Source organism: Streptomyces sp. NPDC020898, assembly GCF_044333925.1.
Taxonomy (GTDB): domain Bacteria; phylum Actinomycetota; class Actinomycetes; order Streptomycetales; family Streptomycetaceae; genus Streptomyces.
The window spans coordinates 1222485-1244803 of the sequence record NZ_JBIRRV010000001.1 but is presented as its reverse complement, the minus strand read 5'-3'; the positions used below and the strand labels follow the sequence as shown (position 1 = coordinate 1244803).

Annotated in this window: 15 protein-coding genes; 8 read left to right on the top strand and 7 right to left on the bottom strand. The window is 70.5% G+C overall.

The features are described from left to right. Positions 1-16: 16 nt before the first annotated feature. The gene (locus ACH4TV_RS05415; RefSeq protein WP_398394413.1) at positions 17-1036 is read right to left on the bottom strand and encodes an aspartate-semialdehyde dehydrogenase; all 1020 of its coding nucleotides are present in this window, start codon (positions 1034-1036) and stop codon (positions 17-19) included. Between the two features lie 292 nt (positions 1037-1328). Here ACH4TV_RS05415 and car point away from each other — a divergent pair, with 292 nt between their 5' ends. The 3 genes from car (at position 1329) to ACH4TV_RS05400 (ending at position 6438) form a co-directional block, all read left to right on the top strand. After that, entirely contained in the window at positions 1329-5012 is a 3684-nt protein-coding gene (gene car, locus ACH4TV_RS05410; protein ID WP_398394411.1) for a carboxylic acid reductase, read from the top strand. An 81-nt stretch (positions 5013-5093) separates the two neighbouring features. Beyond that, a complete protein-coding gene (locus ACH4TV_RS05405) occupies positions 5094-5624 on the top strand; it encodes a sigma-70 family RNA polymerase sigma factor (RefSeq protein ID WP_398394409.1) in 531 nt (176 codons plus the stop codon). Position 5625: 1 nt separating this feature from the next. Beyond that, positions 5626-6438 carry a hypothetical protein gene (locus tag ACH4TV_RS05400; protein WP_398394407.1) on the top strand — a complete coding sequence of 271 codons (813 nt, stop codon included), beginning with the start codon at positions 5626-5628 and terminating at the stop codon, positions 6436-6438. Positions 6439-6501: 63 nt separating this feature from the next. Here the strand turns inward: ACH4TV_RS05400 and ACH4TV_RS05395 are convergent, their stop codons facing one another. After that, positions 6502-9810 (bottom strand): S8 family serine peptidase, encoded by a 3309-nt coding sequence (locus ACH4TV_RS05395; protein WP_398394406.1) that lies wholly within the window; start codon positions 9808-9810, stop codon positions 6502-6504. 272 nt (positions 9811-10082) lie between these two features. Here ACH4TV_RS05395 and ACH4TV_RS05390 point away from each other — a divergent pair, with 272 nt between their 5' ends. The 4 genes from ACH4TV_RS05390 (at position 10083) to ACH4TV_RS05375 (ending at position 14630) form a co-directional block, all read left to right on the top strand. Then, positions 10083-10541 carry an NUDIX hydrolase gene (locus ACH4TV_RS05390; protein WP_398394404.1) on the top strand — a complete coding sequence of 153 codons (459 nt, stop codon included), beginning with the start codon at positions 10083-10085 and terminating at the stop codon, positions 10539-10541. Between the two features lie 243 nt (positions 10542-10784). After that, entirely contained in the window at positions 10785-12554 is a 1770-nt protein-coding gene (locus tag ACH4TV_RS05385; RefSeq protein WP_398394402.1) for a TIGR03767 family metallophosphoesterase, read from the top strand. A gap of 124 nt (positions 12555-12678) precedes the next feature. Next, on the top strand, positions 12679-13326 hold the full coding sequence (locus tag ACH4TV_RS05380) for a hypothetical protein (RefSeq protein WP_398394401.1): 648 nt from the start codon (positions 12679-12681) through the stop codon (positions 13324-13326). 143 nt (positions 13327-13469) lie between these two features. Next, positions 13470-14630, top strand: coding sequence for a serine hydrolase domain-containing protein (locus ACH4TV_RS05375; RefSeq protein WP_398394399.1), 1161 nt, complete (start codon positions 13470-13472; stop codon positions 14628-14630). 91 nt (positions 14631-14721) lie between these two features. Here ACH4TV_RS05375 and ACH4TV_RS05370 read toward each other — a convergent pair whose 3' ends face one another. From ACH4TV_RS05370 to pepN, 3 genes are all read right to left on the bottom strand, one after another. Continuing rightward, positions 14722-15804 carry a hypothetical protein gene (locus ACH4TV_RS05370; RefSeq protein WP_398394397.1) on the bottom strand — a complete coding sequence of 361 codons (1083 nt, stop codon included), beginning with the start codon at positions 15802-15804 and terminating at the stop codon, positions 14722-14724. A 124-nt stretch (positions 15805-15928) separates the two neighbouring features. Next, positions 15929-16930: a hypothetical protein gene (locus ACH4TV_RS05365; RefSeq protein WP_398394395.1), complete on the bottom strand. Its 1002-nt coding sequence runs from the start codon at positions 16928-16930 to the stop codon at positions 15929-15931. A 138-nt stretch (positions 16931-17068) separates the two neighbouring features. Continuing rightward, positions 17069-19672: an aminopeptidase N gene (pepN, locus tag ACH4TV_RS05360; protein ID WP_398394394.1), complete on the bottom strand. Its 2604-nt coding sequence runs from the start codon at positions 19670-19672 to the stop codon at positions 17069-17071. Positions 19673-19819: 147 nt separating this feature from the next. Between pepN and ACH4TV_RS05355 the strand changes: the two genes are divergently transcribed. Beyond that, positions 19820-20476 carry a DsbA family protein gene (locus tag ACH4TV_RS05355; RefSeq protein WP_398394392.1) on the top strand — a complete coding sequence of 219 codons (657 nt, stop codon included), beginning with the start codon at positions 19820-19822 and terminating at the stop codon, positions 20474-20476. A gap of 4 nt (positions 20477-20480) precedes the next feature. Here the strand turns inward: ACH4TV_RS05355 and ACH4TV_RS05350 are convergent, their stop codons facing one another. Both ACH4TV_RS05350 and ACH4TV_RS05345 read right to left on the bottom strand, forming a co-directional pair. Continuing rightward, positions 20481-20714: a hypothetical protein gene (locus ACH4TV_RS05350; protein ID WP_398394390.1), complete on the bottom strand. Its 234-nt coding sequence runs from the start codon at positions 20712-20714 to the stop codon at positions 20481-20483. Between the two features lie 73 nt (positions 20715-20787). Continuing rightward, on the bottom strand, positions 20788-22212 hold the full coding sequence (locus tag ACH4TV_RS05345; protein WP_398395373.1) for an FGGY family carbohydrate kinase: 1425 nt from the start codon (positions 22210-22212) through the stop codon (positions 20788-20790). Between the last annotated feature and the right edge of the window lie 107 nt (positions 22213-22319).

Here is a 22319-nt window from a genome sequence, read left to right as displayed (position 1 = left end):
AGGAGTGGCGGGTCCGTTACTTCCCGCTCAGCTCCGCCGCCACCAGCTCCGCGATCTGTACGGCGTTCAGCGCAGCGCCCTTGCGGAGGTTGTCGCCGGAGACGAAGAAGGAGAGGCCGTTCTCGGCTGTCTCGTCGGCGCGGATGCGGCCCACGAAGGACTCGTCCTGGCCGGCCGCCTGGAGGGGGGTCGGGATGTCCGAGAGGACGACACCGGGCGCCTCGGACAGCAGCTCCGTCGCGCGCGCCACCGACAGCGGGCGGGCGAACCGCGCGTTCACCTGGAGCGAGTGCCCCGAGAACACCGGGACGCGGACACACGTACCGGAGACCTTCAGTGCGGGGATCTCAAGGATCTTGCGGGACTCGTTACGGAGCTTCTGCTCCTCGTCCGTCTCGAACGAACCGTCGTCCACCAGGTTGCCGGCCAGCGGCAGCACATTGAAGGCGATCGGACGCTTGTACACCTGCGGCTCGGGGAAGTCGACCGCCGAACCGTCGTGCGTCAGCTTGTCCGCGTCGGCGATCACCTTCTGCGCCTGCCCGTGCAGCTCGGCGACGCCCGCCACACCGGAACCGGACACCGCCTGGTAGGTGGCGACGACCAGCGCCTCCAGGCCTGCCTCCGCGTGCAGCGGCCTGAGCACCGGCATCGCGGCCATCGTCGTGCAGTTTGGGTTGGCGATGATGCCCTTGGGCCGGTCCGCGACGGCGTGCGGGTTCACCTCGGAGACGACCAGGGGTACGTCCGGGTCCCGGCGCCACGCCGACGAGTTGTCGATCACTACCGCGCCCTGTGCGGCGACCTTCTCCGCCAGCGCCTTCGAGGTCGCGCCGCCTGCCGAGAACAGCACGATGTCGAGGCCGGTGTAGTCGGCCGTCGAGGCGTCCTCCACCGTCACACCGTCCAGGACCGACCCCGCCGAGCGGGCCGAGGCGAACAGGCGCAGCTCGGTGACCGGGAAGGCGCGGTCCTTGAGGATCCTGCGCATGACCGTGCCGACCTGCCCGGTGGCTCCGACGATTCCGACCTTCACAGCGACTCCCTCTACGTGTGACCTGTGTCTCTGCCTGCGTGCGTGTCCTGGCCGAGGCCTTTCCATCATGCGGCTCACCCCGGCCCATCTGTCCAATTCTTTGGGTATCACGCCCACGGACTGGGACGGACAGTGTCCCGATTGGCGTCCCGGCTGTCATCCATGTCGTCGTGCCGGTCGTCGTGCCCCGGCGATCAAGGAGATCTTGTCGTTTCGTTACGCGACCGTGTTCTTGTGGGGCACCGTGGTCCGGTCAGCGTATGGATCCTCCACCCATCGCATGGGAGACACCGTGTCAACGCCCCCCACCGAAACAGCCGTTGGCGGCCCGATACCCGACGCCGAAGCCACCTCCGCCCCCACCGCGAGCACCCGGCCCGCCCGTCTCGTCGCGGAGCTGTCCGTGCACGATCCGCAGTACCGGGCGGCCCTGCCGCTGCCGGAGGTCGGCGCGGCGGTGCGGGAGGCGGGGCGGGACCAGATTCTGTCGCGCACGGTCGCGACGATCATGGACGGGTACGCCGAGCGGCCCGCCTTGGCGCGGCGGGCGACGGAGCCGGTGACCGACCCGGTCTCCGGGCGCACGTCTCTGCGGTTGCTGCCGGAGTTCACGACCGTCAGCTACGGCGAGCTGTGGGCGGGCGCCGGCGCCGTCGCGGCGGACTGGGCGGCGGCGGGGGTGTCGGGCGCCTCTGGGGTCTCTGGGGTCACGGGGGCGTCGGGAACGGACGGTCAGCCGCCCCTTGTTCCCGGGGACTTCGTCGCCCTCTACGGGTTCACCAGTGGCGACTACGTGCTCCTCGACCTGGCGTGTCTGCGCATGGGCACGGTGTCCGTGCCGCTGCAGTCCGGCGCCCCCGTCTCCCAGCTCGCCCCGATCATCGCCGAGACCGCGCCGCGTGTCCTCGCGACGAGCGCCGAACTCCTGGACAGGGCCGTCGAGTTGGTGCTGTCCGCCGAGCGGGCGCCGCGGCTCGTCGTGTTCGACCACCACCCCGAGGACGATGACCAGCGGGAGGCGTTCGACGCCGCCCGCACCCGGCTGGCCGCAGCCGGACACCCCGCCCCCGAGACCCTGGAGGCGGTGATCCGGCGAGGACGCGCACTGCCGCCGGTGCCGCTGTTCACCCCCGGCGCCGGCAGTGACGACGACCCCGCCCGCCTGCTGATCTACACCTCCGGCAGCACGGGGACGCCCAAGGGCGCCATCTACACCGAGCGGATGCTGCACAGGATGTGGGCCGGATCCGTACCCGTGCCCGACGCGGTGGCCTCGATCGTCGTCAACTACCTGCCCCTGAGCCATGTCGCGGGCCGCGCGTCGCTCGTGGAGACGCTCAGAAGAGGCGGCATCTCCTACTTCACCGCGCAGAGCGACCTGTCGAGCCTGTTCGACGACATCACGCTCGCCCGGCCGACCGCGCTGCTCCTCGTGCCCCGCATCATCGACATGCTGTTCCAGGAGTACCAGGCCGAAATGACGCGCCGGGCACCGGAGTTCACCGATACGGACGTCATCGACGGTGCAGCGCTCGACGCCGCCGTGAAGACGGACCTGCGGGAGCGCTTCGTCGGGGGGCGGCTGCTCCAGGTGCTCTGTGGCAGCGCGCCGCTCTCCGCCGAGCTGCGGGAGTTCGTCGAGTCCTGCCTGGACCTGCCCCTGCTGGAGGGCTACGGCTCCACCGAGACCGGGTCGGTGATGATCGACTCGCGGATACGGCGGCCTCCGGTGATCGACTGCAAGCTCGTGGACGTCCCCGAAATGGGCTATTTCCAGACCGACCTGCCCTACCCGCGAGGCGAGCTGGTGCTCAAGACGGAGACCCTCACGCCCGGTTACTACCGGCGGCCCGACGCGACCGCCCAGGCCTTCGACGAGGACGGCTTCTACCGGACCGGCGACATCATGGCCCGGACCGGCCCCGACCAGTACGTGTACGTCGACCGGCGCAACAACGTCGTCAAGCTCGCGCAGGGCGAGTTCGTCGCGCTCTCCCGGCTCGAAGCGGCCTACGGCACCAGCCCCCTCATCCGCCAGATCTACGTCTACGGCAACAGCGAACGCGCCCACCTGCTCGCGGTGATCGTGCCGGCCGAGGAAGCGCTACGCCGGGCCGCCCACCCCGACGACCTCCGCACCCTGCTCGGCGAGGCCCTCCAGGAGGCGGCCCGCGAGGCCGAGTTGAACTCGTACGAGATCCCGCGCGGCTTCCTGGTCGAGACCGAGCCGTTCAGCCTGGAGAACGGCCTCCTGTCGGACGTACGCAAGAACCTGCCGCCCCGGCTCAGGGCACGCTACGGCGAGCGGCTCGAAGCGCTGTACGCCGAACTCGCCCAGGGGGAGGAGAGCGCGGTGCGCGCCCTGCGCGACGGCGGGCCGGACCAGCCGGTGTTCGAGACGGTCAGCCGGGCCGCGCAGGCGCTCCTCGGCTGCTCGACGGCCGAGTTGGCCGCCGCCACCCACTTCACCGACCTCGGCGGCGACTCGTTGTCCGCGCTCTCCTTCGCCACGCTCCTCCAGGACATCTACGGCGTCGAGGTGCCCGTCGGGGTGGTCCTCAGCGCGGCGAACGACCTGAGGGCCGTCGCAGACCACATCGAGGCCGGCCGGACGGCGGGGGCGAAGCGGCCCGCGTTCGCCACGGTGCACGGCGCGGGCAGCACCGAGGTACGCGCGGCCGACCTCACCCTGGACAGGTTCCTGGACGCCGACACCCTCGCCGCCGCCCGGCGGTTGCCGCCGCCCCAACAGAACGCGGGCCCCCCGCGGACCGTGCTGCTCACCGGCGCGAACGGCTACCTCGGCCGGTTCCTGTGCCTGGACTGGCTGGAGCGGCTGGCAGGCACCGGTGGCAGGCTGATCTGCGTCGTACGAGGCCGGGACGAGGCCGCCGCCCGAGCCCGCCTCGACCGCGCCTTCGACACCGGTGACGCGGAACTGCTCGGCCACTACCGGGAGTTGGCCGCAGACCAGCTCGACGTGCTCGCCGGTGACATCGGCCGGGAGGACCTGGGTCTGAACAAGGCGACCTGGCAGCGGCTGGCCGAGGAGGTCGATCTCGTCGTGCACCCGGCCGCGCTGGTCAACCACGTACTGCCGTATGAGCAGTTGTTCGGGCCGAACGTGGTGGGGACGGCCGAACTGATCCGGCTGGCGATCACGGCGAAGATCAAACCGTTCGTCCATCTCTCCACCGTCGCCGTGGCCGCGCAGCTCGGTCCGTCGGTCCTCGACGAGACGGGCGACATCCGCGAACTGAGCCCCGTACGCGCGCTCGACGCCACCAGCGGTACGTATGCCGCCGGTTACGGCACCAGCAAATGGGCGGCCGAGGTGCTCCTGCGAGAGGCCCACGACCTGTGCGGTCTGCCGGTGTCCGTCTTCCGGTCGGACATGATCCTCGCGCACAGCCGCTGGGCCGGACAGCTGAACCTGCCCGACGTGTTCACCCGCCTGCTGTTCAGCCTGATCCGGACCGGCGTCGCACCGGCGTCCTTCTACCGGACCGACGGACCCGAAGGCCCCGGCCGGGCCGGGCGGGCCCATTTCGACGGGCTGCCCGTCGACTTCACCGCCGAGGCCGTCAACTCGCTGGGCGTGCGCGACTCCCACGGGTACCGGACGTACAACGTGGTCAACCCGCACGACGACGGCATCTCCCTGGACGACTTCGTGACCTGGCTCGACGAGGCCGGTCACCCGATCCGGCGCGTGCCGGACCACGGCGACTGGCTCGTCCGGTTCGAGACCGTGCTCCGCGCGCTGCCCGAACAGCAGCGCCGGCACTCGCTGTTGCCGCTGCTGCACGCGTTCAGCGGCCCCGAGGAACCGCTGCCCGGCTCCGCGATCCCGGCCGACCGGTTCCGGGCCGCCGTACGGAAGGCCGGGATCGGCGTGGACCAGGACATCCCGCATCTGACCCGCGAGCTGATCGTCAAGTACGCGAGCGACCTGAGCCAACGGGGCCTGTTGTAACGGTGTGACGTACATCTCCCCGGCGGCCGAACGTTCTGGGCGCCCTCCGCGTCGTAGAAGAAACGCGGCGAGAAGAGGGGGGTGCCTGTGCTGCGCAGAAAGGCCCGGCGCGTCCAGGAGGCGGACGATCCGCTGGACGCGTCACAGGAACGCCGGGTGCGGGCAGTGCTCGCACTCGGAGGTGTGCCGCAGGCGGACCTGCTGGACGGGGTACAGCAGGTCCGCCTGCGATTGCTGGAGCGCACCGCGAGCGGACGCGAGGCGCCGCGTGACGTCTCGGCGTGGGCGGCGGTCGTCGCCTCCAACCTCGCCATGGACTGGCACCGGGCCAAGCGCCGTCAGGAACGGCTGGGGGAGCGGCTCACCGCCCTGCGCCAGCCGGCCGCCCACCCCTCCGGCGAGGACACGAGCCTGCTGTCCCTCGCCGTCGCCCGCGGACTCGACGAACTGCCCGACCCCCAGCGCCAGGTGATCGTCCTGCGCTTCTACGCCGATCTGCCGGTCCGGGGCATCGCCGAGGAACTGGGCATCCCCGAGGGCACGGTCAAGAGCAGGCTGCACACAGCGGTACGGGCACTGCGCGCCCGCCTGCACGAGGACGAGGTGGTGTGACATGGCCGCCGAACACGACGGTGTGGACGCGCTGATGGCCGCGCTGAGCGACGATCCGCTGCCCGAAGGGGCCCTCACGGACGCCGACTTCATGGCCGAGCACTGGGCCGCGGCGGCCGATGTGGCGCTGCTGCGCGAGCAGTTGGGGCTCATCGGGGACGCGCTGGCGTCGCAGGAGCGCACGGAGGCGGAGACGGGGGCGGAGAAAGGGAAGACGGGGGAGAAGACGCGGGCGGTGCGGAAACCGGCCCCGGCCCGGATTCCCGTACGGGAACGGCGGTACTGGCGTCCGCTGCGCACCGTCGCCCTCGGTGTCGCCGCCGTGACCGCCGCGGGGGCCATGGTCACGGGGTCGGTCTGGCTCCTGTCCCAGGCCGGACGCGGAACGGAGGACGCGGCGTCGTCCAAGGCGGGCGACTCCGCGCAGTCCGCCTCGACCGGTCCGGAGAGCGACGAGGGCGCCAAGGACGCCGGCGCGTCGGGTGCGTTGGCCCACCCGGGATATCTGGCCTGCGCCCGCCTGGTCGTCGAGGGCACGGTCACCGCCGTCACCCCGGTGCGCGGCGCCGACCAGGACCGGATCACCCTGCGCGTGACCCGCTACTACAAGCCGGACCAGGGCCCGGCCGAGGTGACGTACGTCCTGGACCGGGACGTCGACCCCCGGGCCGCCGTGGGCGATCACACCCTGGTCGCCGTCGAGAGGGGCGCCGAGTCCCCCGACACCCTGATCACCGACGAGCGGGAGATCGCCGCCGAACGGGCCTCGGTCACGGCCGCGTTGCCAGAATCGCGCTCGCTCACCTGCGAGTGAACCGCGAAAGGGCGGGCGCCCGGTACCAGGTACCGGACGCCCGCCCCGTGGTCGTGCCTACCGCTACGGCGTGACCTTCTCGATCAGCACGTTGCCGGTTCCGGCGGCCGTGCCGTGTGCGTTCACCAGGGACACCTGGCCGAAGAACTCGCGGCCCGCGGGCGCGACGGCCGAGGCGACGATGTTCCCGGAGACCGTCGCCGAGTCGCCCGTGCCGAGCTTCACCGGAGTGCCGGCGACCTCGATCGAGCCGAGCGCGGCCGAGTAGAAGACGTCCAGGTAGTCGTACGCGGTCGTACCGGCGGGGATCGCGTAGCCGTCGACCACGACGGTGTACGTGCCGGCGGCGGGCGAGGCGATGGAGACCGCCTCCTCCGAGTCGCCGTCGGCGGAGGTGCCGACCGCGGTGCCGGCCGCGTCGTACACGACCAGGTCGAGGTCGGCGGCCGTGTCGGAGACGTTGCCGATGACGACGTCCAGGGACGCGACGCCCGCGGGCACCTCGACCGTGGTCGTCTGGGTCTCACCGTCGGCGATGGTCGGCCGGGCGTTCAGGGCCGAGCCGAGCGGACCGCCGGCCAGCTTGCCGTCGACCGCGGCGAGGTTGTTCGTCACCTTCCAGGAGGCGGCGATCGGGGTACCGACCTTGGCCTCGGGAACGGTCACGAGGTCCGGGTCGAACGTCGCGCCCAGGACGGTGGCGTCCAGCGTGTACGGGTTGTCGAGCAGCGGCGACGTACGGCGCGACTCGACCTCGACCTCCCAGACACCGGGCTGCGGGTCGGCGTACGAACGCACGTCGGGGGCACAGCCGTTGGTGTTCGGGAAGTTGTTGTAGCAGTACGGCGAGCCCGTGTCCTCGAGCGCGTTCCCGTACGGGTGGATCGAGATGAACCGGGTCTGGCTGCCGGCCGCCAGTCCGCTGATCGCGACCTCAAGGGCCTTGGCGCCCTCGGGCACGGTCACGAAGTACGACTTGCTGCTGTTGCGCTGCACCGAACCCGACGCGGAGAACGTGTGGTTGAGCGGCGCGGAGACCACGACCGTGGTCATGATCTGCTTGTCGATGCCCTCGGTCTTCGGGTCGTCGACCTCGAGGATGGCGCTCTTGATGCCGGCCGTGGCCGACTTCGCGGCGACCTTGACGGTGACCGGCTTGTTCAGCTCCAGCTTGACCTCGTCGGAGCCGACGATCTTGAAGGTGTCACCGGCGTTGTTCTCGAAGTGCAGCTCGTGCCGAACCGCCTTGGCGGGACCGGACGTTCGCGTCACGACGATCTCGTACGACTTCTTGACGCCGGCCTTGAGGCCGCCCTCGCGGTCGTAGAGGCCGGTGCCGAAGCCCGGGGTCTTCAGGAACTGGTCGATCGCGGTGTCGACCGGGGCCTTGACGGTGAAGTCATGGGCGGTGGCACCGGACTTGATGGACTTCCACGCGTCCACGATGTTGATGCGGCCCGCGCCCTCCTCGTACGCCTGCACACCACTGATGTGGTCGGCGGTGGAGGCCAGGGCCGTGCGGAGGTTGGCCGGGGGGAGGGCGATGCCCTTCTCCTTGGCGGCCGACAGCAGCAGCGCCGAGGCACCGGCGGCCTGCGGGGACGACATCGACGTGCCATTGAGCATCTGGTAGCCGGCAGGCAGGGTGTAACCCGCCTGGGCGCCCGCGACGCCCGGCAGCCAGGTCTGCGCGGTGTTGATCGCGGAGCCGGGCGCGGTGATCGTCGGCGTGAAGCCGCCGTCCTCACGCGGGCCGCGGGACGAGAACGGGAACATGGCGTACTTCTTCGCCACGGCCGAGCCGTAGTTGGCCGCCCAGGTCTCCTTGGAGATGGCCGCGCCGACCGAGATGACCTTGTCCGCCAGACCGGGGTCGCCGATCGTGTTGGCACCGGGGCCGGAGTTGCCGGCCGAGATGACCAGCTGGACGCCGTACGTGTCGATCAGACGCGTGTACAGCGCGGCGCGCGCGTTGTTGCCGTCGTTCAGCGCCGGGAGGCCGCCGATCGACATGTTGACGATGTCGACGCCACGGTTGACGACGAGGTCGATCATGCCCTCGGTGAGCGCGACGTTGGTGCAGCTCGGCCCGAAGACACAGGCACGGGACGACACGAGCTTCGCGCCCGGGGCCGCACCGTTCATCTTGCCGCCGAACAGGCTGTTCGCGGCGGTGATGCCGGCGACGTGGGTGCCGTGCTCGCTGCTGATCAGGCCGATGTTGGCGAAGTCGGCCTTCTGGCCGACCCAGGTGCCGCCCAGCGGGTCCATCGGGACGTCCTTGCGGATCTCCACGACGAACGGCTGACGCTCGGCGACATCGGTGGCCGGGTTGTCGGTACCGAAGTAGCCGATCTGGTAGCCGTCCTTGTACGGCTTCATCGGCGTGTCGTCGCTGAAGTCGTTGTTGGCGTTGACGTCGACGGTGACCGTGCCGGCCGCCGCGTCGTACAGCACGCCCCAGGCGTCGGTGGTGTCGCCGTCGCGGTTCACGTCACCGGCGGCGTCGCCGCCCGCGGTGACGGACTCGCGGAACAGGTTCACCTGGTAGTTGCCCGCGGGCGCGGTCCAGGTCCTCCCGGCGAAGGTGAAGGTCGGCCCGGCCACCGGGGTGATCATGGCCCGCCAGCTGCCGTCGCTGTCGAGCAGGGGGTCGGTGGAGGTGACCCAGTCGACGACCTTGCGCTCGCCGGTGGTGGTCTTCTGCAGCGCGGGGTGCGCCAGGTCGATACCGGAGTCGAGGATGCCGATGGTGATGCCGCGGCCGTCCGCCTTCGGGTTCTTCTTCACGAAGTCGACGGCGCCCGTCTCGAACGACGGGTTGTACGGGTTCTCGGCAGGCGTGTTCTTGTCGGGCGCCGGGTAAGCGGCGGCGGCACTCGCCTGGGGGGCGGAGGCGGTGCCGGCATTCGGCGCCGGGTCGTCCAGCGGGATGTCCTGCCGCAGGTCGATGCCGTGCACGGAGGACAGCTTCGAGGCGGCGGCGATGGCCGAGTCGGCCTTCCCCGTCGGAACGGTGGCGCGGACGTACCCGAGCTTGTCGTAGGAGAGGCCGACCGAGCCGCCCTTGACCGCGTCCAGCTGCGCGGCGACCTGTTCGGTCTGGCCCGGCGCGGTGGCGATCATCATGGTGACGTTCTTGTCACCGTCGGCCTTGGCCTCGGTGAGCAGGTCGGCGTCCGAGGAGCCGAGCTTGTCGTGCGCCGACTTGACGGAACCGTCGGCCGGGGCGGCGTCCGCCGCCGTGTCCGCGGAGAAGGCCATGGGTATGGGCCCGGCGGCGGAGAGAGCGGCCACCAGTCCGGCGGCCACGGCGATCCGTGCCACGCGTCTCGCGCCCGATATGGGTGTGCGCTGAGGGTCGGAGGTCATTCAGCATCCCTTGTAGGTAAAGGAGCGTGCGTTGAGCGGCCGAGTTGATCGACCTTGGCCAAGAGCGTCCGGAATACGACTCCGGGCGATCACACAGCTTTACCCAAGGGGCGGATGTTTGGGGATGGTTGACCGAAACTATATGAACGCGTGGGGAAAACCCGCGATGCGCTTTGGCTGGATGGAGTCCGAATCGCGGCGCTTCGTCGCACCAGGCGTCGTCCGGGGAAAATCCACCTGAACGTTCCCGCCCCGCGCGCTAACGTCCCCATATGCGCCAGACATTGAGGGTCGCCGCGTACGCCGTCGTCGTCCGGAACGAACAGATCCTGCTCGCCCGCAGCCCCGCCGACGGAGGCGGCCACGAGTGGGTGCTGCCGGGCGGCGGCATGGAACACGGCGAGGACCCGTACGACACGGTCCGCCGCGAGCTCATGGAGGAGACGGGCTACCGCATCGACGTCACGGGCCTGCTGGGCATCGACTCCTCCCGGCGCACCTTCACGCACCGCGGACGGCGCCCGGAGGACCACCAGGGCCTGCGACTGGTGTACGAGGGCCTGGTGACCGGCGGCGAACTGCGCCCGGAGACCAACGGCTCCACGGACCTGGCCGCCTGGCACGACCTGGGCGCGGTGGCGGAGCTGCGGAAGGTGTCGATGGTCGACATCGGTCTGGAGCTGTGGCTGGAGCGGCCGATGACGGGGCGGGTCGCGAAGTCCGGAGGGTAACCCTCGGGACAGGTTCAGTACCCCGTCAAATGAACACGGAGTGACCGCCTCCGGGCCGTTCGCCGTGCGGTCGTGAACGGGTCGGGTGGCCCAAGATCCACGTACGGTGATCGGCGTCGCGCGTTGCTGTCGAGTTCACGCGCAGGTCATCCCCGGTGCCAAGCATCCAGAGTGAGCGGGAAGTTCGCGACTGCGATCGCCCGTGACCACTTCCGACGCGTTCGCACTCGGGGAGACCGCGCCATGTCGCGCACACGCTCTGTCGCCAGCTCCACGCCGGCAGTCCATCGACGTACGGTACTCGCCGCGGCCGGGGCGGTGTCCGTCTCGGCGGGCGTCGGCTACGCGCTGCGGCCCAGTGACAGCCAGGCCGCCACGGCAGCCGAGACCACGGCGGCCGAGGGCCCGGTGGCCGTGTCCCACCGGGCGGCGCCGGCCGCCCTCGCCCCCTTCACCCGGGGCACCACGCTCAACACGGTCTCCGCGCCCCTCGGTACGAGCGGCTACCGCCGGCTCGGCGAGGGGCAGGCGTGGGGGCGGGTGGTACGTACGGAACTGGCCGAGCCCCGTGCGGCCCGTGCCGCCCGCCGGACCACGATGGCGGCCTTCGTCCAGTTCACCGACCTCCACCTGACCGACGTACAGCACCCGCTGCGCCTGGAGTACATGCGCTCGGCCGACCGGCACGCCTGGCGCCCGCACGAGGCGCTGTCGGTCCAGGGCGCGATCTCGCTCGTGGAGCGCGTCAACGCGCTGCGCGGAGCCCCCGTCACCGGCTCCCCGCTCCACTTCGTCATGACCACCGGCGACAACACGGACAACAACGCGCGCTCCGAGCTGGAGTGGTTCATGAAGGTGATGAGCGGCGGACGCATGACGCCGAACACCGGTGACCCACGCCACTACGAGGGCGTCCAGAACAGCGGCCTCCCCCTCTACTGGCAGCCGGACGTGACCACCCGCGACGCCGACAAACAGCACGGCTTCCCGCACATCGACGGCTTCCTGGCAGCGGCGATCCGCGAGGTCCGCAGCCCCGGCCTGAACCTGCCCTGGTACTCGACGGTCGGCAACCACGACTCTCTCCCCCTCGGCTGCTACGCCTCCCACAGCGACCCCTTCCTCACCGAATTCGCGATCGGCGGACGCAAGCTGATGGATCTGCCGGAGGCGCGCAGCAAGGCCCTCCAGGACGAGATCAGGAGCTCCGAGGACCCGAGGGGCATCCGCTTCAGGGAGCTGATCCAGGCCCACACCCGCGACCTGCGCTCGGTCTCGCCGGACGAGAACAGGGCCCCGTTCACCCGCGAGGACTATCTGAAGGCGCACCTGGACCCGGCGTACGCGGGAGTGGGCCCGGTCGGCCATGGCTACTCCTCCGCCAACCTCGACTCGGGCACCCAGTACTACACGTTCCGCATCTCGGACGACGTGGTCGGCATCAGCATCGACACGACCGACCCGGGCGGCCACTACCAGGGCTCGATCGGCTCGGCCCAACTGCGCTGGCTGGACCGGACGTTGCGGGAGACGGCGAAGGCAGGCTCGTACGCCGTCGTCTTCAGCCACCACACCAGCAAGTCGATGACCAACACCCACCGCGACCCGGCCCACCCGGGCGAACGGCGCCACGAGGGCGCGGACGTCGTCGCCCTCCTCGGCAGCCACAGCAGCGTCCTGGCCTGGGTGAACGGGCACATCCACCGCAACGTCATCACCCCGCACGCGGCTCCGGACGGCCGCTCGTTCTGGGAGATCTCGACGGCTTCGCACATCGACTTCCCCCAACTGGCCCGCGTCATCGAGCTGGTGGACAACAAGGACGGCACGCTCTCGCTCTTCACGACGCTGGTGGAATCGGCGGCCCCGCACCGGACGGACTACTCCGACCTCTCCCAGACCGGACTGGCGGCGCTGTACCGGGAGTTGTCGTTCAACGCCCCGGGGGCGCGGATGGACCTGACGGGCGACGCGGGGGACCGGAACGTGGAGCTGGTGCTGCGGAAGGGCTGAGGACCGACCGCACGGACCGGGGTCTCGTCCGTCTGCGAGGCCGGCGCGTATCCCATGGTCGCCTATCGTGATCACGGCAATCACAGCCATCACAGCCATGAGCACGTGCGCGCAAGGACACAGGATGCCCAGGAATCTGGCGGAACTCGCCCGTGCCGCTCTGACGGCCAGGGACACGCAGGGCGCCGACGGGGTGTACGTCATGCCCGCCCACCTCGACAGCACGACCGGGGCCGCTGTCGGCGACGTCTGCGTACGCGACGACCTCGGCTTCGTCGTGCTCTCCCACCGGCGCAAGGACGGCCTGTTCGGCGACGAGTTCTACTTCTCGACCCGACAGGACGACGGGTCCTGGTGGGAAGCGGACCATCTGTCCGGGGACGTCATGGAGGTCGATCCGACCAGCCCCCGGGACGTCGCAAGAATCCTGAACGGCAGGTCCCTGGCGCCGTTCGGCGAGTGGGTGACACCCCTGCTCACCGGTCGGCCCGGCACCGACGACGGATACGAACCGGTGCGCCTCCACGAGTTTCTCGTGGACGGGGCGGCCGACCATCTGGCCGTCGAGAACACCTCGGCCGAAGCCGACCCCACACGCGGCCGGGTCCAGAAGCCGCTCCTTTCCCAGGTAGCCCTCTTGGCCCTCTTCCCGGGCGAACGTGTCACCATCCGCGCGATGGCAGGGAAGGGATCCGATGCGCATCCCCTGGGCGAGCCGTACGAACTGACCGGCCCGGACATCGACCCGGACACCGGGCAGGGCGCATGGTGACCCCGTTGGGCCTCGGTTCCAGAGAAGGCTGAAACGCGCTCAACCGGCCCAAGCCAGGCAACCTCACGCTCACCCGCCGTGTCCCTTCCCCCGACCGCCACTCGGCGAGGACGCGCCGACGGTCGTGAACAAGGGGGAACGGCATGTCAGGCAACAGGGGACCGGTCAACAAGAGGCTGATCGGGATGGCCGCGGCGATCGCCGTCGCGGCAGGCGCGTTCGCGGCGCCCGCGACGGCGGCACCGGCCGAACGCGGCGGCGGCCACGAAGCCACCCGGAAGGCCATGAACGACGCTGTCAAGGACGGCGTACCCGGTGTGGCCCTCCAGACCACGCAGGGCCACAGCGTCTGGAAGGCCACCGCGGGCGTCGGCAACCTCAAGACCAAGCAGCCGCGCAGCGCCCACGACAACTTCCGGGCCGCCAGCATCACCAAGACCTTCATCGCGACCGTCCTGCTCCAACTGGAGGCCGAGGGACGGGTGTCGCTCGACGACACCGTCGACAAGTGGCTGCCCGGAGTCGTCCAGGGGAACGGGCACGACGGACGGAAGATCACCCTCCGCCAGCTTCTCAACCACACCAGCGGCATCTACAACTACACCGACGACGAGTATTTCCAGACCGAGATCTTCCTGCCGGAGAACTTCTACAAGAACAGGTACCGCACCTGGACGCCCCAGGAGATCACCGGCATCGCCATGGGCCACAAGCCCGAGTTCGCGCCGGGCGCCGGCTGGAGCTACTCCAACACCAACTACACGCTCGCCGGGATGGTCATCAAGAAGGTGACCGGCAACTCGTACGGCGACGAGGTCCGTTCGCGCGTCATCGAGCCGCTCGGGCTGCACGGGACGTACATGCCGGGTACGAGCGCCAAGGTGCCGCAGCCCAGCAGCCGCGCCTACTCGAAGCTCGCCGGGAACCCCACCGGCAAGATCTACGACGTCACCGAGTTCAACCCGTCGGCCGCCAACGCCGCCGGCGAGATCATCTCCAACCCCGGTGACCTGAACCGTTTCTACTCGGCGCTCATGCGCGGCAAGGTCGTGCCCGCCGAGCAGCTCGCCGAGATGAAGACGACCGTCGCCACCGGCGAGCCCAACGGGCGCTACGGGCTCGGGCTCGTAGAGAACGAACTGAGCTGCGGGGTGAAGGTCTGGGGTCACAGCGGTGGCATCCACGGCTCCATCTCGCTGGCGGTCACCACGGCCGACGGCAAGCACTCGCTCGCCTTCAACTTCAACGGCGACTGGAGCGGCGACCTGATGAAGATCGGCGAGGCGGAGTTCTGCGGGAGCTGATCCGAGGGATCCGGGGGACCCGACCGCACGAGGTGGGCCCCCGGTCTCCCGGGGGCCCACCTCTCCCCTCCTGGTACCGCCCGGTCCGTCACTACCTGGGCAGGACCACGACATACGCCGCCGGCTCGCGGTCCCCCGACGCCATCAGAGCCGTACGGACGACAGTCGCCTGCTGGTCGATCGCCTCGCGCAGCTTGCGCGGCGTGATGTGGACGACCGTGATGCCCAGCCGCTCCAGGTGCTCGCGCTTGCGGGCGTACTCCGACCAGAGCGCGTCGTTCTCCTGCCGGTTGCCCGGGAGCGGGGCGCGGGTGTCCAGCTCCACCGCGACCGCCTGGTCGGGCCAGTAGGCGTCGAGGCCGCCGAGGTGCGGGCCGCCGGGGAGGCGCAGGTCGACGTTCCAGACCGGGTCCGGGAGGCCGTACTCGTGGACCATGCGGTACAGGCGGTCCTCGGCGATCGCCCGGCCCTCCGCGAGCAGGGTGTCGACGGCGTCCACGACATGCGGCCGGCTCAGCAGCCGGGCCTGGTTCAACTCCCATACCACCGACGCCGGATCACAGTGCCCGCCGCGCACCGCCTCGGTCAGCAGCCGGCGTACGGCGCCCGCGTCCGTGAGTCCGGCCACCGCGTCGGCGAGGGCGCGCGGGACCGGGGCGACCGGGAGCCCCTCGACCGACTCGGGGACGGGCAGGGCCGAGGAGCGGACGATACGGACACAGCCCGTCGAGCGCAGCCGCCGCATCCGGGGGACCAGGACGTCGAAGGCGTCGAGGGACAGCAGGGGCGGCGCGGACGAGAAGCCGTGCAGGGCGAGCGCGGCAAGGCCGGTGATCATGGCCTCGGCGTAGACCGGACCGCCACGTTCGCGGTACGGCTCCTCGGGACCGGGCTGGGCGGGGACCGCCACCGCCGGGCGCTCCTTCGCCGTGTACAGCAGTACCGCGTGCAGCCGCTCCTCGCTGCTGGGCGGCCCCGGGTGCAGCAGGACCACGCCCGGCAGAAGCTGCTGCCAGGGGCCGCCGGGCCGGCACTGCTCGTTCACGTCGGAAGCCGGGATGCCATGGGCCCGCAGCTGCGCGGTGGTCAGTACCCGGCGCTGTACGTGCGACAGGTGGGTGAGGGGGCGGGGGCTCGGGGAGAGCGGGGTGTTCAGCGGGGTGTTGTGGGTCATGACCCCGGCATTCCCGTGTCCGATCCGCCCTCTAACCGCTGTTACACGCCCGTCGACAATTCCGGACAAGCTCGCCCTAAAGTGCAAGCGTTCGACTGCCGAAAGGCGCTGGTCCATATGGGGGTTACGGCATCGGATGCCCGGGTTCGGTAACGGTGGGATCAGTCGGATCAGTCGGATCAGTGAGATCAGTGAGATCAATCGGGCCGGTGGCCTGGGCGGCCCGGGATCCGCCGGCCCCGTTCCCGCCGGGCGGCCAGTGGCGGATCAGGGCGCGGGTGCCGCGCAGGGCGTCGGCGAGGCGGCCTTCGACGGCCGGGTGGGCCGGGCCGGTGCGGTACAGGTCGTCCAGTTCCAGGACGGCCCGGGCCAGTATCTCGAACTCGCGCAGAATCGTTTCGAGCTGCGGCCTTGCCGCGTCGCCGCGTCCGGCGGCCAGCACGGCGGCGTTCCACTGCGCGCGCTCCAGCTTCCCCTCCAGCTCGTGCCGGTCGAGCAGGTGGCCGCCGCCGAACAGGTCGCCCCGCACCGCACGGGATTCGAGGATCGCCCAGGAGGCGTGGAGCATCCGCTGGGCCAACTGGCCCGCGGGGCTGTCGAGGTCCCGCATGGTCACGTAGTGATGACGCATCCGCCGCACGACCGTGGCGCTGGAGGCGATTCCCCAGCGGACGGGTCTGCCGAGGTGGGGAGCGGGATCGCTCCAGGAGGGCGCGGAGTCGAAGGCGGCGGGGCGCCGATAGGTGAGACGGTGCAGATGCCGCCACTTCTCGTACGGTAACTCCGGGTCCAGCAGTACGGGTTGGACCGGGCGGGTCGCGAGGTCCGGCAGATAGCGCTCGACGAGCGTGCCGATCGCCGTCGAGCCGGCGGCGCTGGTGGGGGAGGGCGGTATTCGGAAGGGCGGTACGGCGCCCTGGGCCTGTGCGGCCTCCACCGGGCCCACAGCTTCCTCGTCGTCCAGTCGCGGCAGCACGTCCGTGGTGAGGACGCTTGCCGCGACGGCGAGTTCGCGGGCCCGTGCCGAGTCCGGATGGGCGGAGGCCATCACCAGCAGTGCCCCCGTGATACGCCGCAGCCCGCGCACCAACTCGTCCACGCGCGCGTCGACTTCGGACTCGATCACTTCGACTTCCCCCTTGCAGGTCCTTCACTTCTTTCTCAACATCACCGTCCCCGGCACCCCAGGGGCACACCTGCTCCCGGGGTGCGTTCTCAAACCCGCGAATTTTCTGGTCACCGAGCCGCCGTCATCCCGTAGTCGTCACCGCGCCGCCGTCACATCGCACGCCTGTGCCCGAAGCGCCCGGGCCAGGTCGTCCCGCGCCTCCAGGACCAGGCGTCGCAGGGCGGGCGCCGCGTCCGGACGGTCCGTCAGCCACGCGTCCGTCGCCGCCAGCGTCGCCGGCGAGTCCTGGAGGGACGGGAACAGGCCCTTGACGACATCCATCGCGATCTGGATCGACCGCTCGGCCCACGTCCGCTCGATCACCGAGAAGTACTTCTCCGCGTACGGCGCGACCAGCTCCCGCTGCGACGCCTGGGCGAAGCCCGCGATGGTGGCCTCGACAAGGGCGTTGGACAGCGCGTCCGACTCGACGACCTGCGCCCACGCCTGCGCCTTGACCGCCGCGGAGGGGCGGGCGGCGAGGCAGCGGACCTGGTGGCGCTTGCCGGACGCTGTGTCGTCGCGGGCGAGTTCCGCCGCGAGCACCTTCTCGTCGGCGACGCCGTGCGAGGCCAGAGCGTCCAGGAAGGACCAGCGCAACTCCTGGTCGACGTCCAGACCGTCGATCCTGGCCGTGCCCTCCAACAGGCCCTGGAGCAACTGGAGATCGGCCTCGCTCGACGCCACCGCCGCGAGGAAGCGCGCCCACGTCAGCTGGTGCTGGCTGCCCGGTTCGGCGAGCCGCAGTTCCTTCAACGCGCCCTCGGCGAGCAGACGTTCACCGGTCGCCCGCCAGTCGGGCGCCGCGTAGTGGGTGAGCGCGGAGTTGGTCCAGCTGTGCAGCATCTGGAGGACGCCGATGTCGGACTCGCGCCCCGCGAACCGCAGCACCAGCTCGACGAAGTCCCGGGCCGGCATCAGCGCGTCCCGCGTGAGGTTCCACAGCGCGGACCAGCACAGGGCACGGGCGAGCGGGTCGGTGATGTCACCGAGATGTGCCCTCAGGGTGTCCAACGAGCCCTCGTCGAACCGGATCTTGCAGTACGTCAGGTCGTCGTCGTTGACGAGCACGAGGTCGGGGGCATCGCTCCCGACCAGCTCACCGACGATCGTCCGGGGACCGTCGACGTCGGCCTCGGCCCGCGCGTACCGCTCCAACGCACCGTCGGCGGAACGCCGGTAGAGGCCGATGGCCACCCGGTGCGGACGCAGCTCGGGGTGGTCCGCCGGGGCAATCACCGCGGCCTCCTGGAGCACCGCCAGCTCGGTGATCCGCCCGTCCGCGCTCAACAGCACCTGCGGGGTGAGGGAGTTGACGCCGGCGGTCTGGAGCCAGGCCCGCGACCAGGCGGCCAGGTCGCGCCCGCTGGTCTCCTCCAGCACGGACAGCAGATCGCCGAGGCGCGTGTTGCCGTACGCGTGCCGTTTGAAGTACCGCCGCGCGCCTTCGAGGAACGCGTCCCGCCCGACGTACGCCACCAGCTGCTTGAGCACGGAGGCGCCCTTGGCGTAGGTGATGCCGTCGAAGTTGAGCTTGGCGTCCTCCAGGTCACGGATGTCGGCCGTGATCGGGTGGGTGGAGGGGAGCTGGTCGGCACGGTAGGCCCAGGCCTTGCGGTTGTTGGCGAAGGTGACCCAGCCGCTGGTGAAACGGGTCGCCTCGACGAGCGAGAAGGCGCCCATGAAGTCGGCGAAGGACTCCTTCAGCCACAGGTCGTCCCACCACTCCATGGTGACGAGGTCGCCGAACCACATGTGCGCCATCTCGTGCAGGACGACGTTCGCCCGCCGCTCGTACGCCGCCTGGGTCACCTTCCCCCGGAAGATGAACTCCTCGCGGAAGGTGACGAGCCCCGGGTTCTCCATGGCACCCAGGTTGTACTCAGGCACAAAACCCTGGTCGTACTTCCCGAAGGGGTACGGGTAGTCGAAGTGGTCGTGGAAGAAGTCCAGCCCCTGCTTGGTGACGAGGAAGACATCGTCGGAGTCGAAGTAGGGGGCGAGACCCTTGCGGCACATCGCGCCGAGCGGGATGTCCAGCGTCGTACCGTCGGCGAAGGTACGGGAGTACGAGTCGGTGACGTAGTGATAGGGGCCCGCGAGGATGGCCGTGATGTAGGTGGAGATGGGCTTCGTCTCGGCGAACCGCCATACCCCGTCCGTGAGTTCACCGACCCCGTTGCTCCACGCGACCCACCCCTCCGGGGCCCGCACCTCGAACCGGAAGGGAGCCTTCAGGTCGGGCTGCTCGAAGTTGGCGAAGACGCGGCGGGAGTCGGCGGGCTCGTACTGCGTGTACAGGTACACCTCGCCGTCCTCGGGGTCGACGAAGCGGTGCAGGCCCTCGCCGGTGCGGGAGTAGGCGCACTGGGCGTCGACGACCAGCTCGTTGTCGGCGGCGAGATCCTCCAGCATGATGCGCGTGCCGTCGAACACGGCCCCCGGGTCGAGATCCCGCCCGTTCAGGGAGACGGCGGTGACACCGGGCGCGACGAGATCGGCGAAACTGGCGGCACCGGGCTCGGCACACCGGAACCGGACGGTGGTCACGGACCGGAAGGTCCGCGCCCCGCCCCCACCGCTCCCGCTTCCCGCGTCGCCCACGGCGGACCGCACGTCGAGGAACACCTCGTACCCGTCGACGGACAGCAGCGCGGCCCGCTCCCGGGCCTCGTCGCGGGACAGGTTCTCACCGGGCACGGGCACTCCCTCAGATGTCACGGATACAACGGGCACACACGGCGACCAGCACCGATCCTGCCACGCACCACTGACACAGGGCACCCGGGAATGAGACAGGGGCCGGGAGATGTTGCCCGTTCACAGCCCACCTTTCCGAGGAGACCCATGTCCGAGACGACCTCGACCAAGACCCCCGTCGACTTCTGGTTCGACCCGCTCTGTCCCTGGGCCTGGATGACCTCCAGGTGGGTCCTGGAGGTGGAGAAGGTCCGTGACATCGAGGTCCGCTGGCACATCATGAGCCTGGCGGTGCTCAACGAGGACAAGATCGACGAGCTGCCCGAGGAGTACCGCGAGATGCTCGCGGTCCAGGCCTGGCAGCCGGTACGCGTGGCGACGGCGGCCTGGCAGAAGCACGGCGCCGACATACTCGGCCCCCTCTACACGGCCCTGGGCACCCGCATCCACAACAACGAGGAGGGTGCGACCGTCGAGGCCATCGCCGGCGCCCTGGCGGACGTCGGTCTGCCCGCCGACCTGATCGAGTACGCCGAGCAGAAGGACTTCGAGTTCGACGCCGAGCTGCGCGCCTCCCACAAGGAGGGCATCAACAAGGTCGGCCAGGACGTCGGCACCCCGGTGATCGCGGTCCCCGGCGCCGACGGCGAGCAGATCGCCTTCTTCGGCCCGGTCGTCACCCCGGCCCCGAAGGGCGAGGACGCCGCCAAACTGTGGGACGGCACCCTCCTGGTCGCCTCGGTCCCCGGCTTCTACGAGATCAAGCGCACCCGGACGGCGGGCCCGGACTTCAGCAACCTCTAAAGCCTCACTCCGGCTCGGGCATCTTCTCGGGAGGGTGGAAGGGGTTGTCGACCCACGCGTAGCGGATGTTGCGGCAGTCGCGATCGGTGGTGACGCAGATCCAGTAGTCGTCCACAAACGCGTGGGGCTTCAGCTGCTTCAGGCTCCGGATGTGGTTCCGCTCCTGGTCGTCCCGTGGCTGGCGATGCGGCTCGCGCTGCCCGCAGGTGTAGCACGAGAGCATCTTCTCGTTCGGCATCCCGCCACCATGGCCCAGATCACCGCGTACCGACAGACCCCCGCGAGTCACGTCCTCGCGGGGGTCTGTGTGGTCAGGCCCGCCCCCGCCCCCTAACCTCCGCCAGCCGCACCAGATGCTCCTCGTACCCCTTGGCGTAGTACACCGAGCGTCCCGCGTCCGGCTCGACGATCGCCGTCGGCTCGGTCCAGGCACCCGGGTCCAGCGGAACCCCGTACCGTTCCGCCGCAGCCAGCACCGCACCCCGCGCGCCCACCTCGCCCTCGACGACCCGGAGGGGCCGGCCGAGGACATCGGCGAGGAGGCGCATCCAGGCCGGGCTGTGCGTGCCGCCCCCGCACACCGACAGGGAACCGGTCAGACCGGCGGCCTCCAGGCAGTGCCGGGCCGCGTAACCGATGCCCTCACACACCGCGCGGACCAGATCGGCGGGCGTCGACTCCAGGCTGACGCCGGTGAGTTCGGCACGCAGGGCGGGGTCGACGAAGGGAGCGCGCTCGCCGGAGGGGGCGAAGTAGGGGAGGACCCGGACACCGTTCGCGCCGGGTGCGGACTCGGCCAGCAGCGCGTCCAGGTCGTCGTGGTGGGTACGCGTCGTCGCCAGGATCCAGTCCAGGGCCGCCGTACCGACCATCGCCGGCATCGCCCGCAGCCAGTGGCCGGGACGGTCCGTGGAGATGTGCAGGCCGGCCGGTTCGCCGGTGAGGTCGAGACTGGTGGTCGCCACCAGGGCGGCCAGACACGTGCCCACGATCAGCAGACCGTCACCGGGTGCCGTGACACCCGCGCCCAGCGCGCAGGCCGGCAGGTCGTACGGCCCGTTCGCGATCCGGGTGCCCGCCGGCAGCCCCTCCCCGCGCGTCCGCGCCGTCGCCGTCGGGGTACTGATCCGCGGCAGCAGACCACGCCGATGGGCAAGCCCCAGCAGCTCGACGACCCCGTTGTCGTACGCCCTCGTGCGCGGGTCGAGGAACGGCATCGACGCGTCCGACACATCCGTCGTCGCCGGTGCCCCCGTCAGCCGCTGGAACACCATGTCCTTGCAGTACAGGGCCGCGCTCGCGGCGGCCAGCGACCTCGGCTCGTGCGCCTCCAGCCAGGCCAGCAGCGGCCCCGGGCTGCCCGGGAACATGGCGCTGCCGGTCCGCCGGAACACCGTCTCCACCGTCCCGTCCGCCAGCCACTGGTCCACCAGTTCGTGCGCCCGGCCGTCCATCCAGGAGATCGCCCGCCGCACCGGCCGCCCCGCCGCGTCCACCAGCCACACCCCGTCGCCCTGCCCGGTGAGCCCCGCCAGCTCCACCGGCTCCGGGACCGCCGAGGTCAGCGCGTCCAGCACGGCGACGACCGCCCCGTACACCTCCTCCATGTCCTGCTCGACCTGCCCGCCGTGCAGGGCCAGGTCCACCGGCCGTGCCTCGACGGCCAGTTCACGCCCCGCCCCGTCGAAGGCGGCGGCCTTCACCATGGACGTGCCCACGTCGATACCGACGTACATCCCCATACCGGCCTCCTAGTCACCAGAAGGTGTAACGGACGTGACCCCTCATCGACCCCTCGGCCGACGGAAAAAATCCGGACAGAATGTGCGATGCGTGGGATACG

Bases quoted from the DNA above. Each gene is read 5' to 3' on its own strand.
- ACH4TV_RS05385 (WP_398394402.1), top strand. From the start codon at position 10,785: ATGTCGCGCACACGCTCTGTCGCCAGCTCCACGCCGGCAGTCCATCGA.
- ACH4TV_RS05345 (WP_398395373.1), bottom strand. From the start codon at position 22,212: ATGTACGTCGGTATCGACGTGGGCACGTCCATGGTGAAGGCCGCCGCC.
- ACH4TV_RS05380 (WP_398394401.1), top strand. From the start codon at position 12,679: ATGCCCAGGAATCTGGCGGAACTCGCCCGTGCCGCTCTGACGGCCAGG.
- ACH4TV_RS05355 (WP_398394392.1), top strand. From the start codon at position 19,820: ATGTCCGAGACGACCTCGACCAAGACCCCCGTCGACTTCTGGTTCGAC.
- ACH4TV_RS05370 (WP_398394397.1), bottom strand. From the start codon at position 15,804: ATGACCCACAACACCCCGCTGAACACCCCGCTCTCCCCGAGCCCCCGC.
- ACH4TV_RS05350 (WP_398394390.1), bottom strand. From the start codon at position 20,714: ATGCCGAACGAGAAGATGCTCTCGTGCTACACCTGCGGGCAGCGCGAG.
- ACH4TV_RS05400 (WP_398394407.1), top strand. From the start codon at position 5,626: ATGGCCGCCGAACACGACGGTGTGGACGCGCTGATGGCCGCGCTGAGC.
- ACH4TV_RS05395 (WP_398394406.1), bottom strand. From the start codon at position 9,810: ATGACCTCCGACCCTCAGCGCACACCCATATCGGGCGCGAGACGCGTG.
- ACH4TV_RS05390 (WP_398394404.1), top strand. From the start codon at position 10,083: ATGCGCCAGACATTGAGGGTCGCCGCGTACGCCGTCGTCGTCCGGAAC.
- ACH4TV_RS05375 (WP_398394399.1), top strand. From the start codon at position 13,470: ATGTCAGGCAACAGGGGACCGGTCAACAAGAGGCTGATCGGGATGGCC.